The organism is Halomonas sp. KM-1 (genome assembly GCF_000246875.1).
GTDB classification, from domain to species: Bacteria; Pseudomonadota; Gammaproteobacteria; order Pseudomonadales; family Halomonadaceae; genus Halomonas; species Halomonas aerodenitrificans.
Map to the genome: position 1 here is coordinate 64,811 of NZ_BAEU01000150.1, position 12,317 is coordinate 77,127.

Below are 12,317 nucleotides of genomic sequence, written 5' to 3' on the forward strand. Positions count from 1 at the left end.
TTAAACAAAAATTAGTTTTCACCCAACCTATAACCACGACCTAACAACTCCCAAACAAATTGAGCATTATTCACCCTATATCGCCTATTCTCTCGATAGGGGCGTGCACCATGCTCTACCTCAATCCCAATAGCTGCAAACTCATCAAACAAATCTACATCGCTATTAAAATATGCTCGCAGCTCACTTCCCCACTTATTTGGCTGATGTTGATAGCCTTCCCCTAAAATAGGCGGGGCACCAGTCAACTCTGTGCATTTTTGTTCAAACGCAGCTGCTCTATCAGGGTTGACCTCAGCTTCAAGAAACACATCTTTTGCTTGATTAAAAAAATCAATATCCATTTTTCTTATCTCCGTTTCTCTTGCTGCTAACTCCCTCTATAGGGTGACGACCATCGCTTCCTCGGCTAATAGCATACTACCAGCGTTGTCAGCTAAGAACAGGACGAATTGACGCTCCATTCCAGTCACGCCCAGCTACGGCGCGGGTCAAAAATGAAAAATATTTCCTGCATACAATTTTATAGGATATTGTGGACAGCACAAGCACCTTGTGTGATACAAATCCAAGAACCGATCGGAAGTCCTCATGCCCAAGCAAGTCAACGCCTCCATCTTTGACTTTCACGGCAGGCCGAGCGTAGGCAAGGCCCTGCCCCTCTCGCTTCAGCATGTGTTGGCGATGATCGCCGGCGTGATCACCCCTTCACCCCCAACCTCGTGCTACCCAGGGTCACCCTAGCCGACGAGGAATGCGAGCGTGGACGCATGGCCCGCGCCGACGAAGGCACCGACTGTAGCCCCCTCAGGACCGGCGGCCTCACTTCGCTCCCATCGCCAGGAAGGCTCGTCTGGCAACGCCAGCAGCAGCTGAGGCTGGCTCGGTCCAAGGTCTCTGCCATCGAAATCCGATGGCGATGGTAGTTGACAGATACCCGTTCCTTTTATAGAACGTTCGTTAAAAGGAACAATCTGAGGCCATCCGCTTGGACAAGCTTTCCCTCGGCACCCTAGGCCAACATCTGCAAACTCTGCGTCAGGCGCAGGGCTTGTCGCTGTCGCAGCTGGCCGCCGCCGCCGGCATCGCCAAATCGAACCTGTCTCGCCTCGAGCAGGGCAACGGCAATCCTACCCTGGACACCATCTGGCGTCTGGCGGTGCAGCTGAAGGTGCCCTTCGGCACGCTGGTGGCGCCTATCGCCGTGCCCCTGGGCGAGGACGGCGTTGAGGTTCGCCTGCTCGACCAGGGCAAGGACCACCCTCAGGTCGACGCCTACTGGATGCGCTGCGCTCCGCATACCCTGAGACGCGCCGAGCCCCATACACCCGGCGCCCGTGAAACGCTCACCCTGATCAGCGGTACGCTGGAGGCCGGGCCGGAAGGCGACACCCGCACGCTCTCGGCGGGTGAGTCCCTTACCTTCGCCGCGGACGGCCCCCACCTTTACCGCACCGGAGATAGCTGGGCCACGCTGCTGCTCAGCGTCGTCTATCACGAGGAACAGATCTCATGAACCTGCAAGTCGCCTCCTCACCCAGCCGTGCCTGGCTGACCGGCATGAGCGAGGCCGTCCCGCTGCTCGGCGGCTATGTGCCGGTGGCCATCTCCTTCGGGCTGATCGCCACCCAGGCCGGCTTCAGCGCCTGGGAAGCCGTGGCGATCTCGACGCTGATCTATGCCGGCGCCTCGCAGTTCCTGTTCGTCGGCATGGTAGCCGCCGGCGCGCCGCTGTGGCTGGTGGTGGCCATGACGCTGCTGATCAACCTGCGCCATGTGGTCTACGCCCCCAACCTGGCCCCCTGGCTGACGCCCAGCCGCCTGTGGCCCTGGCTGATGCACGGCCTCACCGACCAGATCTTCGCCCTGGCCCACGCCCGCCTGCCGCAGCTGCCCGCCGCCCAGCGCCTCGGCTGGTACACCGGCGCCGCCCTGCTGGCCTGGTTGAGCTGGATCGGCGGCACGGCGCTGGGCGCCCTGGTCGGCGGTGAACTGGTCGCGCGCTGGGCCCTGATGGGCGAGATCCTGCCCTTCGCCCTGCCCGCGCTCTTCCTGGTGCTGGTGGCGCCGCGCTTCACCTCCCGCCGCTGGAGCCTGGCCCTGGGCCTGACCATTCTCAGCGCCCTGCTGCTGACGCTGCTGGGCCTGACCAACATGGCGATTCCCCTCGCCGCCGTTTGCGGCGCGCTGTGCTTCCAGCTCGTCAAGTTCGGTCACACAGCGGAGAGAAAAGACGCGCAAGGAGAGCGCCATGAGTAACGCCCTGTGGATCGCCGTGCTCGCCTCGGCGGCGGGCACCCTGCTGATACGCCTGCTGCCGCTGCTGTGGATGCAACGCCGCCTTGCGCGGCAAGCCAGCGACGACAGCCTCGAGGCCATGCCCCAATGGCTGAGCCTGCTCGGCCCGCTGATGATCGCCGCCCTGTTCGGCGTGTCGTTGATGCCGGTGACCCCCGATGCCATCTCCTGGCTGGCCACCGCCATCGGCGTTCTGGCTACTCTGGCCGTGTGGTGGTACAAGCGCACCCTGGGCTGGCCGGTGGCCGCGGGCGTGGCGGCGTATGGAGCGGTGATGATGCTGCTCGGGTGAGCGCTGTTACTCTTCTTATTTAGCCAAGACAGCCTTTACCTTGGAGAACGCATGACCCTCACCGCCCAGCCGCGCACTAACGGCAAGCGCCAACACCCTGCCGTGGCCCGCCGTGCAGGCTCCTGCAGCCTGTTGCTGGCCCTGCTGCTGGTGGCCCTACCGGCGGCAGCCAGCTGCCCCGAGACATCTAGCGCCGACCTTGCTGCCATCAAGGGGATGGGTGAACGCACGACCCTGCCCGCCGACCGTGAGGTGATCGTCGACGGCGTGGTGACCGGCGAGTTTCTCGGCCGTGAGCGGCTGAATGGCTTCTACTTGCAGCAGGACACGGAGCATGGCCCCATCGGCCTGTTCGTCTACATGCCTGGCGCCACGCCGAGCGATGGGGCGCTCATCGCACCCGGCACACACCTGCAACTCCACGCCCGTACCGGCGAGTACCGCGGCCAGATCCAGCTGCAGCGGGTCGAGCGGATCGAGACCTGTGCCCGAGATCGACTGCCCGAGCCGCTTGCGGTCGACTGGCCGCTCAGCGAGGAGCAGCTGTCACGCAAGGAAGGGCTGCTGCTGACGTTTCCGCAGACGCTGACCGTCACCGGCAACTACGAGCTCGCCCGCTACGGCTCCCTGAGTCTGGCCGCCAACCGCCTGTTCCGGCCAACGAACACGCCCGGCGAGCCACATCAGCGGAACATCCTCGAGCTGGACGACGGCAGCTATCGCGCCTTTCCGAGCCCCATTCCCTACCTGGATGAAGATGGCACCCGCCGTGTCGGCAGCACCGTTCAAGACCTGACCGGCATCCTGACCCACGCCTTCGACGCCTACCGCCTGCACCCGACCTTCGAGCCGCACTTCGAGGACGCCAACCCACGCCCGGGGCCGCTGCCGGCGCCGGAAGAACGGCTACGGGTGGCAACCTTCAACGTCGAGAACTATTTCATCAGCCTGGGCCAGCGCGGCGCCGCCAACGCTGAGAAGCTGGAGCGCCAACGGGCCAAGCTCGCCGCTGCGGTCGAGGGGCTGCAGGCCGACATCCTGGCCCTGGTGGAAGTGGAGAACGACCCGCGCGCCCTGGCCGACCTGGTCGAACAGCTCAGCGAGCGGACGGGCATCCGCTATCGTGCGGTGGGCGGGAATGCCGACCGCGGCAGCGATGCCATCAAGCTCGCCTTGATCTACCGGCCGGACCGGGTAGAGGCCGTAAGCGAGCTCTACGCCGACAACGCCTCCACCCATCATCGCCCGCCGCTGGCGGCCTTCTTCCGCAGCGTGGACGGCGGTCCGGACTTCGGCGTCGTTACCGCCCACTACAAGTCCAAGACCGGCTGCCCGTCCCGGGGGGATATCGACCGCGGCCAGGGCTGCTGGAACCAGCGCCGGGTGGAGCAGTCGCAGGCCATGAACGCCTTTCTCGAGCGCCTGGCGGCCGCCGAGGGGCACCAGCGCCTGTTGCTGACCGGCGACCTCAACGCCTACGGCGCCGAGGACCCGATCCTCACCCTGACCCGCGAAGGACTCGTGGACCTGATGGCCCGCGAGCTACCGCAGGAGCGCCGCTACAGCTACGTGTTCCGCGGTGAGTCGGGCTACCTGGACCATGCCCTGGCAAGCCCCGAACTGGCCGCGGCAGTGGCAGAGGTGCGGCCGTGGCCCATCAATGCCGATGAGCCGCCCTACCTCGGCTACGATGGGCCGGACAACGCAGCGCCCCACTTCCGCCCCGACCCCTTCCGCTCCTCGGACCATGATCCAATCGCGGTGGACCTGGAGTGGCGTTAGGCACTACCTGAAAACTGCCTGCGCTTGGCCATACGGCGTTAAAAATCAGCTCAAAGTACTCATTTACACCACGTAAACTCCGTCCTTTGACTCGCGACATCCCTGTCGCTCGCTCTACGAGCAGCGGAGCTGCCCAAATCGGCTATCCCTGCCGATTTGTCGCTGATTTTTGCCTTGCGACCCACATGGATGTGGGAAGTGCGTTGGCCCGAAGGGAACGGGCCTAGCCCCGACCTTCGCTCGCCGACTTTTCAGACAGTGCCTAGCAGAAACAGGGCAGCTGACGCATCCGGCAATGATGGAATGATGCTTTCGATTGCTGGGAAGCGCTCTCTCGTCGTCAATCAGCGACGGCGGCGTCCCAGGTCGATGTCATCACGTGTGGTGGCCGCCCCGGCGGCAGCGCCCAGGCCACCACCGATCACCGCCCCTCTGGTCACGCTGCCGCCTGTCATGGCGGCGGTGCCGGCGCCGGCGGCTGCCCCCAGGCCGGCGCCACTCAGCGCTCGCTCGCCAGTGGTGGTACCGCAGCCAGCAAGTCCCAGAGCCAGCACACCGCTCAACAGTCCGATAGATAGCATTCGCATGGCATTTCCCTCTCAACAGGGTCAATTACGACCAATCATCCAGTTTGATTTCTTTGGCAACCAAGCAACCGCCCCGGCTTCGGTATCCACTCGACGCCTTGGCCGGAGCGCAAGTCATCGAAACCGCGCAGCGCAGCATCAGATCGCATGTCATGGAGCTACTGGTTGCCGTTGCGCTGTATCCCTTATACAGCCCCGCGGGGAAGCCGGTTCATGGATCGGATGACGATCCACACTCTTTGAGAATTTCAGGCACTTGAGTATCAAAATGACGACAGCTGATCGCCTCCGGGTGGCGAGCTGTGAGGTGATGGCGAAACGGCTCGGGCGAGCCGCAACCCGCAATTGGACGCTGACACAATCCGCAATTGGAGGGCGGATGAACCCGCAATTGGACGCTGGATGAATCCACAATTGGACGGTGCTGAACGCTGGTCAAACGGGCCGCGAGCGCAGACCAAGGCCACCGCCGACTCAGCAACGCCTATGGCTGAAAGTGTCAGGCTGCGACACCGTACCTACTGGTATACGGATGGAGAAAAGTCCGGTCAGCAATTTCAGGCGAGATCGCCCACAATATTTTCAGCGGTAAAGGCGAGACAATATATTATCATCCTGCACATATAAATTATTTTCATTTAGTAAAAATAAAAATAATTTCTCCGTTTTATTCACGATGCCAGTGGTTTGAGAATGCCGACCCCTTTGAGCGTATCAATCTCCCGGAGAATCTCCTCGCAGAAGGCGTCTGCGACCTTGCTGAGCGGGCGGCTCTTGGACTTGAGCAGGGCCATCTCCCACTCGATGGCGGGTTCCAACGGCTTCGACACCACCGCGGTGCCGTGCAGCAACAGCTCGGCAATCGGGTCGATGACGGCAATCCCTACCCCTCTATCTACCAAGGCACAAACGCCGCGCATATGGCGCAATTCGGCGGCGATGTGCCGTTTGATGTCGATGGTCTGCATGATGTAGTCGACCCGGGCGCGTAGCGGGCTGTCGGCCATCAGCTCGACGAAGGTCTGGTTCTGCAGGTTGGCGATGGGCACCACCGCATCGGCGGCCAGCTCGTGGTCGCGGTGCATGATGCAACGCGCACTGCAGCGCGCCAGACGGGTGACGCTGGCACCGTAGGTATCGGCCTCCAGGGTGATGCCCAGCGCCACGTCGCAGGTGTTGTTGTCGATCATCTTGAGCAGCTCCTGCAGGCCGGCGTCCACTACGCGCACGCCGACCTTGGGGTGACGCTCCTTGAAGCGCTTGATGACATCGAGCAGGAAGGTGTCGCAGAAGATCGGCTGGGCCGCCACCACCACGCTGCCCAACTGGTTGTTGGAGATCGCTTCGGCATCCTTCTGGGTGTCGCGGATGCTGGCCATCAACCGCAGCACCGAGGCGTGGTAGAGAAACGCCTCTTCCGTCGGCGCCAGCTGGTTCCGGCTGCGCTTGAACAGCGCAAAACCCAACTCCTCCTCCAGCCCACTCAGCAGGCGACTGACCATCGACTGGCTAATCGCCAGCGCGTCCGCGGCGGCCTTGGTGGTGCCGTGCTTCATGAAGGCATCGAAGGCTTCGATTTCCTTGAGTTTCATCTCGCTCTCCTCGCATTCGACCGGTAAGCGGCATGCAGCATCGCACCACCACTAGAACATTAATGCATAGCAAGGCGTTTTTTTGCAATACATTTCATAGCTGACTATGCTGAAACGGCTCGAACGACTCGCTCTATCGGTGAGCGTCTGCCACAACAATAGAAAGGAGACGAACATGAAACGTGCCTTGAGCCTGGCCGCGGCCACCCTGATGGTGACCTGTGCCGCCAATGCCCAGAGCTATCCCTCGGAGTCGGTCACCCTGGTCGTGCCCTATGGCCCCGGCGGCGCTTCCGACCTCGCCGGCCGCGCCCTGGCCGAGTCGGCCCGGGAGTTCCTCGGTGAGCCAATCACGGTGGTCAATCAGCCCGGTTCAGGCGGCATGACCGGCGCCCGCGACGTATCCCGCGCCGACCCCGATGGCTATACCCTGCTGCTGGCCCGGGTGGGCATGGCGCTGTCGCCTGCGGTGAATACCAATAGCAGCGTCGACTGGGATGAGTACACCTTCCTCAGCCCGCTGGAAGCCACGCCGATGATCCTCGCCGTCGCCGAAGACTCGCCCTACGAGAGCGTCGAGGAGCTGCTCGAGGGTATCGAGAACGATCCGGGCGCCATGACCTATGCGGCATCCGGCGCTACCGCCATCGATGGCTTTACCGTGCAGGCCCTGCTCGCCGATGTCGGTCTCGACCCGCTCACCGCCGCCACCCTGGTGCCCTATCGCGGTGGCGGCGAGCTGGCCACCTCGCTGCTCGGCGGCCACGTCGACTTCCTGGCGATTGCCGCCGGCTCGTTGATGCCGCACATCGAGAGCGGCGACATGCGCCCGCTGATGGTCTACTCGACGGAGCGCATGGAGAGCCTGCCGGACGTGCCCACCGCCGAGGAGCTTGGCTACGAGCTGGCCGGCCAGGTGATTGGCTGGAGCGCGCTGTACGGCCCACCCGATCTGCCGGAAGAGGTGGTCAATACCTGGGACGAAGTGATGGAGCAGGTGGCCGAGAGCGACAGCTGGTTGCGCCGCGCCCAGGACCGCGGCTCGGTCTCGACCATCGGTAGCGTCGACATGGCGACCTATGCCGAGGAGCAATACGAGTTCTATCGCGGCCTGGCTGAAGAGTTCGGTTACCTGGACTGATCGACGACCACTCACTGGGGGGAGCGTACATGGGCATGACACGCGGTTTACTCATCACGGCGTTGTTCGGCATCGTGCTGTTCATACTGATTCCGGTCTATGTGCCTCGCCCCAGCTTCATTCCCGGCTTCGCTCCGCCACCCGACATGTGGCCGCGGACGGTCTCGATCATCGGCATGGTGCTGGGCCTGTTGCTGCTGGGCCTGTCGTTGTCGAGGAAGACCCAGGCCATTGCCGACCCGGAAGATGCCGGGGCGATCCGCGGCGACACGCCGCTGCCCATCTTGTTGATGCGCTTCGGCTGGGCGGTGCTGGCGTTTGCCCTGTTCGTCGGCGCGGTCATGCTGCTGGGCTTCCTGCTCGCCAGCATGCTGCTACTTGTCGTCATGCTGGTACTCACCGGTTACTGGCAGCGCAGGTGGGTCTCCCTGCTAGTGGCCGTCGCCCTGCCGCTGGTCCTCTATCTGTTCTTCTCCAGCGCACTCAACACGCGCTTTCCCACCGGCAGCCTGCTAAGGGCCCTGGGCGTATAACGCACCGCGTATTACAGGAACGACATCATGCTCAATGACCTGTTGATTGCCTTTCAGGCGGTCGCGACGTTCGAGAATTTCCTGATCATGGCCGCGGGTATCTGGGGCGGCGTGATCATCGGTGCCATTCCCGGCATGACCGGCACCATGGCGGTGACCCTGGCACTGCCGTTTACCTTCTACATGCAGCCGATCCCCAGCATCCTGCTGCTGGTGGCGCTCTACAAGGGCTCCACTTACGGCGGCTCGGTGTCGGCGATCCTGATCAAGACGCCGGGCACCGCGTCGGCGGCTTGCACCACCCTGGATGGCTACCCCTTGGCGCGCCAGGGCAAGGCCGGCAAGGCGCTGAACATGGCGCTCTATTCGTCGTGTACCGGCGACTTCATCTCCAATCTCTCGCTGATCTTCATCGCCGCCCCACTGGCCTTGCTGGCGCTGCGCATCGGGCCGCCGGAGTACTTCATGCTGATGGTGTTCGCCTTGACCACCGTGGCCGGGGTATCGGGGCGCTCGCTGCTGCTGGGCCTAGTCTCGGCGTGCCTGGGACTGCTGTTGGCCACCGTCGGCGAGGACATGTACGGTTCGTTCCGCTTCGACCTCACGGTGGACATGCAGAGCGGCCTGGCGGTGGCGCCGGTGTTGATCGGCCTGTTCGCGATTCCGGAGCTGCTCAAGATCGTGGTATTCCGCAATACCGAGGCCCAAAAGCCAATGCAACTGGGCGACAACAAGGTGACCCGCGCCGAATTGCGGCGTTCGCTGAAGTCGATGCTCAAGGGCAGCATGATCGGTGTGGTGATGGGAGCGATCCCCGGCATCGGCCCCTCGGCGGCGGCATTCTCGTCCTATGGCGAGGCCCAGCGCAGCTCGAAGAACCGCGAGAATTTCGGCAAGGGCGAGGTCGAGGGCATTGCCGCCTCGGAGTCGGCCAACAACGGCTGCTGCGGCTCGACCATGATCCCGCTGCTGGCACTGGGCGTGCCCGGCGACGTGATCACCGGGGTGATGCTGGGCGCCTTCATGATCCATGGCATGACGCCAGGCCCGATGCTGTTCGAGAACAACCTCAACGAGGTCTACATGCTGTTCATCGGCATGCTGTTCTCTTCGGTGCTGCTGTTCGGCGCCGGCAAGGCGACGATGCGCTTCTTCTCGCATATCTCGCGTATTCCGCCAGGGCTGATGGCGCCCATCGTGCTGATCCTGTGCCTGTTCGGCATCTTCTCGATCTCCAATAGCATGTACGACGTGATCGTGCTGCTGGCGATGGGGGTATTCGGCTTCTTCATGTTCCTGTTCGCGATTCCCGCGGCGCCCTTCCTGATCGCCTTCATCCTCGGGCCGATGCTGGAGGAGAACCTGCGCCGCGCCCTCGCCATCTCCCGCGGTGACCCGAGCATCCTGGTGTCATCGCCCATCACCTGGCTGTTTGCCTCGCTGGCGGTGTTCGTGGTGATGATCACGATTCGCCAGCAGCTCAAGAAAGCCAAGGCCTGATCTTCCACTTTTCTGCCAAGGATTCGACACCATGCATGCCAGCGCCCGTACCCAGCCCCATCCACGGCTCGACGCCGCCATTGCACACCTCGGCGAGCTGATCGGCTTCGACACCACCAGCGCCCTTTCCAACCTGGCGATCATCGAGCATCTGCGGGAATTCTTCGACGCGCTGGGCGCCGAGGTCACGGTGTTGCCGGATGCCAGCGGCGAGAAGGCCAATTTGGTCGCACGGCTGGGGCCTGCCGATGTGCCGGGCATCGTGCTCTCCGGGCATACCGATGTGGTGCCGGCCAATCCGGCAAGCTGGCAAAGCGACCCGTTCGGCATGGAGCAGCGCGATGGCCGCCTCTACGGCCGTGGCAGCTGCGACATGAAGGGCTTTGTGGCCTGTGTGATGGCGGCAGCGCCAGCCTTTGCCGAGGGCAAACTGAACCGCCCGTTCTACTTCTGCTTCTCCCACGACGAGGAAGTGGGCTGCCTGGGCGCACCCGCCATCGCCCGGCACCTCTCGGCGCTGGAGGTGCCGCCGGCGCTGGCGATCATCGGCGAACCCAGCGAGATGCAGTTGATCAACGGCCAGAAGGGCAAGATCGCCATGCAGGTGACAGTGCACGGCGACGGCGGGCACTCCTCCTTCGCCCCGCAGCACGTCAACGCCGTGGAGTATGCCTCGCGCATCATTGCCATGATTGCGAAGCGATCGCGACGATATGAGCGAGACGGCCCTTTCGACCATGATTTCAGCGTGCCCCATGCCACGACCCTGGCCACCATCATAGAAGGCGGTGTGGCCACCAACGTTACCCCGGACACTTGCCGCTTTGTCTTCGAGCTGCGCAGCATTGACCAGGACGCCGCCCAGGCCGACATGCAGGAGTTGATCGCCGATGTCGAAGCCACCCTGCTGCCCGAGATGCGTGCCCTGGCTCCCGCTGCCCACATCGAGTGGCAGGAGATGTTCTCCTACCCCGCCATGGGCGACGCCACCGATTGCGAGATGTTCAAGCAGCTCGAGCCGATCCTGCCGCCGCGCGGCGGCAAGGTCTCCTACGGCTCCGAAGGCGGGGTGTTCGAGATCGACGGCGGCATCCCGTCGATCATCATCGGGCCCGGCTCGATCCGCCAGGCGCACAAGCCCGATGAGTTCATCGAGATCGAGCAGCTCAGCCAGTGCCTGGCGTTCTTCGATCAGCTGGATGCCTGGATGAGACGCTGATATGCACGACAACATGACCATCGATGGCGAACGCCTGTGGCAGGATCTCGAGGCATTGGCACAGATTACCGACCGCGAAAGGCCGTGGACCCGGCGCGCCTTTACCCAGCGCTACCTGGAGGGCCGCGCCTGGCTGCGCCACAGGATGCATGAAGCCGGCATGACCACTCGCCTCGACGATGCCGGCAACCTGATCGGCAGCCTGACCGGTAGCGAGCCATCGCTGCCCCCACTGGCCACCGGTAGCCATATCGACACGGTGCCCGGCGGTGGCCGCTACGATGGCATCCTCGGCGTGCTGGCCGGGCTCGAGGCAGTTCGTAGCCTGCAGGACACCGGCATACGCCTGCGCCATAGCCTGGAGGTGATCGATTTCCTCTCCGAGGAGCCCAGCGAGTACGGGTTGTCATGCATTGGTAGCCGCGCCATGGTCGGCAAGCTCAGCCCGGCGATGCTCGACTTCCAGGAGCCTGGTGGCGAGCGGCTGTTCGATGCCATCCGCCGCATGGGTGGCGTACCCGAAGCGCTGGGTGAGCCGCTGCGCCAGCCCGGCGCACTCTCCGCCTTCGTCGAGCTGCATATCGAGCAGGGCCGCGTGCTGGAGTCCCGCCAGCTGCCGATTGGGGTGGTCAGCGATATCGTCGGCATCCACCGCTACGATATCTTGATCACCGGCCAGGCCGACCACGCCGGCACCACGCCGATGGACCTGCGTCGCGACGCCCTGGCCGAGGCCGGCGGGTTGATCAAGACGATACAGCAGGAGGCGCAACGCCAGGCCCAGGGCGATGCCTACCTGGTGGCCACCGTGGGCCGACTGACGGTATCACCCAACGCCAGCAACGCCATTCCAGAACGCGTCGAGATGGTACTGGAGGTGCGCAGCAACGATGCAGCACTGCTTGAAGGGTTCTTCCCGCCGCTGCTCGAAGAGACACGCCGCCAGCTCGCCGGCAGCGGCATTGAGGTCGCCGCAAAATCGCTCAGCGAAGGCCTGCCCACGCAGTGCGCGGATGAGGTGCAGGCGCAGATTGCCGCGGCCGCCGACTCGCTGGGCCTCGGCACCCTGAGCATGCCCAGCGGCGCCGGTCACGACGCGGTCTATATGGCCATGCTCGCGCCCACCGGCATGCTGTTCGTGCCCTGCCTCGACGGCCGCAGCCACTGCCCGGAAGAGTCCATCACCCGCCAGCAAGCCGCCAACGGCTGCCAAGTCCTGGCCGAGACGCTGCGGCGGCTGGATCAGCTCTGACCGATGAGGCCAGCAGTCACCATTATACCGACTACAGGTAGCTGTCCGGTTTCCCGGAGTTCATCAAACAACTGATCGAAGGCTTGGCATCCACAGTGATCACCAGGCTGATGGACTACCT

The 12,317-nt window shown here is 63.5% G+C and carries 12 protein-coding genes; 9 read left to right on the forward strand and 3 right to left on the reverse strand.

Translation table 11 applies throughout. The features are described 5' to 3' along the window. Positions 1-11 precede the first annotated feature (11 nt). On the reverse strand, positions 12-344 hold the full coding sequence (locus B8115_RS23480; RefSeq protein WP_141638669.1) for a hypothetical protein: 333 nt from the start codon (positions 342-344) through the stop codon (positions 12-14). Between the two features lie 644 nt (positions 345-988). On the opposite strand from B8115_RS23480, the gene B8115_RS19490 reads away from it, so the two are divergent. From B8115_RS19490 to B8115_RS19505, 4 genes are read left to right on the forward strand one after another with little or no spacing between them, the layout of a single operon-like run. Next, positions 989-1,516, forward strand: coding sequence for a helix-turn-helix domain-containing protein (locus tag B8115_RS19490; RefSeq protein WP_010629533.1), 528 nt, complete (start codon positions 989-991; stop codon positions 1,514-1,516). Continuing rightward, complete coding sequence (locus tag B8115_RS19495; RefSeq protein WP_010629534.1) at positions 1,513-2,259, forward strand: AzlC family ABC transporter permease; 747 nt, start codon at positions 1,513-1,515, stop codon at positions 2,257-2,259. The genes B8115_RS19490 and B8115_RS19495 overlap by 4 nt, the downstream gene beginning before the upstream one ends. Further along, positions 2,252-2,590, forward strand: coding sequence for an AzlD domain-containing protein (locus B8115_RS19500; protein WP_010629535.1), 339 nt, complete (start codon positions 2,252-2,254; stop codon positions 2,588-2,590). Before B8115_RS19495 ends, B8115_RS19500 begins: the two co-directional genes overlap by 8 nt. Before the next feature lie 51 nt (positions 2,591-2,641). Beyond that, positions 2,642-4,372, forward strand: a complete 1,731-nt coding sequence (locus B8115_RS19505; RefSeq protein ID WP_010629536.1) for an ExeM/NucH family extracellular endonuclease — start codon at positions 2,642-2,644, stop codon at positions 4,370-4,372. 344 nt (positions 4,373-4,716) lie between these two features. Here B8115_RS19505 and B8115_RS19510 read toward each other — a convergent pair whose 3' ends face one another. Together B8115_RS19510 and B8115_RS19515 are read right to left on the reverse strand one after the other, a co-directional pair. Continuing rightward, on the reverse strand, positions 4,717-4,953 hold the full coding sequence (locus tag B8115_RS19510; RefSeq protein WP_010629537.1) for a hypothetical protein: 237 nt from the start codon (positions 4,951-4,953) through the stop codon (positions 4,717-4,719). Positions 4,954-5,630: 677 nt separating this feature from the next. Beyond that, the gene (locus B8115_RS19515; RefSeq protein WP_010629538.1) at positions 5,631-6,551 is read right to left on the reverse strand and encodes a LysR family transcriptional regulator; all 921 of its coding nucleotides are present in this window, start codon (positions 6,549-6,551) and stop codon (positions 5,631-5,633) included. Positions 6,552-6,726: 175 nt separating this feature from the next. Between B8115_RS19515 and B8115_RS19520 the strand changes: the two genes are divergently transcribed. Genes B8115_RS19520 through B8115_RS19540 form a run of 5 tightly spaced genes read left to right on the forward strand, consistent with a single transcriptional unit; the run spans position 6,727 to position 12,196 of the window. Then, the gene (locus B8115_RS19520; RefSeq protein ID WP_010629539.1) at positions 6,727-7,692 is read left to right on the forward strand and encodes a tripartite tricarboxylate transporter substrate binding protein; all 966 of its coding nucleotides are present in this window, start codon (positions 6,727-6,729) and stop codon (positions 7,690-7,692) included. A gap of 35 nt (positions 7,693-7,727) precedes the next feature. Further along, positions 7,728-8,225, forward strand: coding sequence for a tripartite tricarboxylate transporter TctB family protein (locus tag B8115_RS19525; RefSeq protein WP_010629540.1), 498 nt, complete (start codon positions 7,728-7,730; stop codon positions 8,223-8,225). Between the two features lie 27 nt (positions 8,226-8,252). Beyond that, the gene (locus tag B8115_RS19530; RefSeq protein ID WP_010629541.1) at positions 8,253-9,725 is read left to right on the forward strand and encodes a tripartite tricarboxylate transporter permease; all 1,473 of its coding nucleotides are present in this window, start codon (positions 8,253-8,255) and stop codon (positions 9,723-9,725) included. Between the two features lie 31 nt (positions 9,726-9,756). Next, positions 9,757-10,944, forward strand: a complete 1,188-nt coding sequence (argE, locus tag B8115_RS19535) for an acetylornithine deacetylase (protein WP_010629542.1) — start codon at positions 9,757-9,759, stop codon at positions 10,942-10,944. A 1-nt stretch (position 10,945) separates the two neighbouring features. Next, positions 10,946-12,196, forward strand: coding sequence for a Zn-dependent hydrolase (locus B8115_RS19540; protein ID WP_010629543.1), 1,251 nt, complete (start codon positions 10,946-10,948; stop codon positions 12,194-12,196). Positions 12,197-12,317: the final 121 nt, after the last annotated feature.

Bases quoted from the DNA above. Each gene is read 5' to 3' on its own strand.
- B8115_RS23480 (WP_141638669.1), bottom strand. From the start codon at position 344: ATGGATATTGATTTTTTTAATCAAGCAAAAGATGTGTTTCTTGAAGCT.
- B8115_RS19510 (WP_010629537.1), bottom strand. From the start codon at position 4,953: ATGCTATCTATCGGACTGTTGAGCGGTGTGCTGGCTCTGGGACTTGCT.
- B8115_RS19540 (WP_010629543.1), top strand. From the start codon at position 10,946: ATGCACGACAACATGACCATCGATGGCGAACGCCTGTGGCAGGATCTC.
- B8115_RS19530 (WP_010629541.1), top strand. From the start codon at position 8,253: ATGCTCAATGACCTGTTGATTGCCTTTCAGGCGGTCGCGACGTTCGAG.
- B8115_RS19495 (WP_010629534.1), top strand. From the start codon at position 1,513: ATGAACCTGCAAGTCGCCTCCTCACCCAGCCGTGCCTGGCTGACCGGC.
- B8115_RS19505 (WP_010629536.1), top strand. From the start codon at position 2,642: ATGACCCTCACCGCCCAGCCGCGCACTAACGGCAAGCGCCAACACCCT.
- argE (WP_010629542.1), top strand. From the start codon at position 9,757: ATGCATGCCAGCGCCCGTACCCAGCCCCATCCACGGCTCGACGCCGCC.
- B8115_RS19515 (WP_010629538.1), bottom strand. From the start codon at position 6,551: ATGAAACTCAAGGAAATCGAAGCCTTCGATGCCTTCATGAAGCACGGC.
- B8115_RS19520 (WP_010629539.1), top strand. From the start codon at position 6,727: ATGAAACGTGCCTTGAGCCTGGCCGCGGCCACCCTGATGGTGACCTGT.
- B8115_RS19500 (WP_010629535.1), top strand. From the start codon at position 2,252: ATGAGTAACGCCCTGTGGATCGCCGTGCTCGCCTCGGCGGCGGGCACC.
- B8115_RS19525 (WP_010629540.1), top strand. From the start codon at position 7,728: ATGACACGCGGTTTACTCATCACGGCGTTGTTCGGCATCGTGCTGTTC.